Genomic DNA, 826 nt, shown 5'->3' on the forward strand with positions numbered 1-826 from the left:
GAAGAGCTGCCAGTAGATTTGAAAGGCCGCTTTATATACTACGTTGGGCCTGTTGATCCGGTTCGTGAGGAAGTTGTTGGCCCTGCTGGCCCGACTACGGCAACACGTATGGATAAATTTACACATACCATTCTTAAAGAAACTGGCCTGATGGGCATGATCGGTAAAGCCGAGCGTGGCCAGGTGGCGATTGATGCGATTAAAGAATACGGATCAGTATACTTGATGGCAGTGGGTGGCGCGGCTTACTTGGTGTCAAAAGCAATCAAGAATGCTGAAGTGGTTGCCTTCCCTGAACTAGGTATGGAAGCTATTTATGAATTTGATGTGGTTGACATGCCAGTATCAGTTGCCGTTGATAGTCAGGGTATTTCAGTTCACCAGACTGCGCCAAAAGAATGGCAGGCGAAGATCATTGCGGCAAAGTCTGAATAAGAGATAAGCTTGAATTATCTCAGACCTATCTATAATAAAGAGAGTCTTCGTGGCTCTCTTTTTTATTTTGAGCGCCTATGTCTGAATACAAATTAGTCCTTAAACGATTGTGGAAGCAGTAAAATATTATGGAACAAACCTATCGTCTTGTCGTTTCTTGCCCTGACCGTACTGGTATAGTCGCAAAAGTCAGTAACTTTCTGGCAACTTATAATGGTTGGATCACTGAAGCGAGTTACCATGCCGACCAGAAGAACGGCTGGTTTTTTATGCGCAATGAGATCAAGGCGAGTTCGATTCCTTTTGATCTGGAAAACTTCAAAACAGTGTTTGAACCCATTGCCAAAGAGTTTTCCATGTCATGGAGTATTAGCGATTCTAATACTAAGAA

Annotated in this window: 1 protein-coding gene and 1 pseudogene; both read left to right on the forward strand. The window is 43.5% G+C overall.

Annotated elements, in window-relative coordinates; translation table 11 throughout:
- Positions 1-435 (forward strand): fumarate hydratase C-terminal domain-containing protein (locus A3735_RS01010; RefSeq protein ID WP_197485563.1); only part of this gene is annotated, 435 nt, incomplete at its 5' end.
- 128 nt (positions 436-563) lie between these two features.
- Positions 564-826 (forward strand): annotated as a pseudogene (locus A3735_RS01015) (formyltetrahydrofolate deformylase); the annotation flags it as partial.

Source organism: Oleiphilus sp. HI0061 (genome assembly GCF_001635675.1).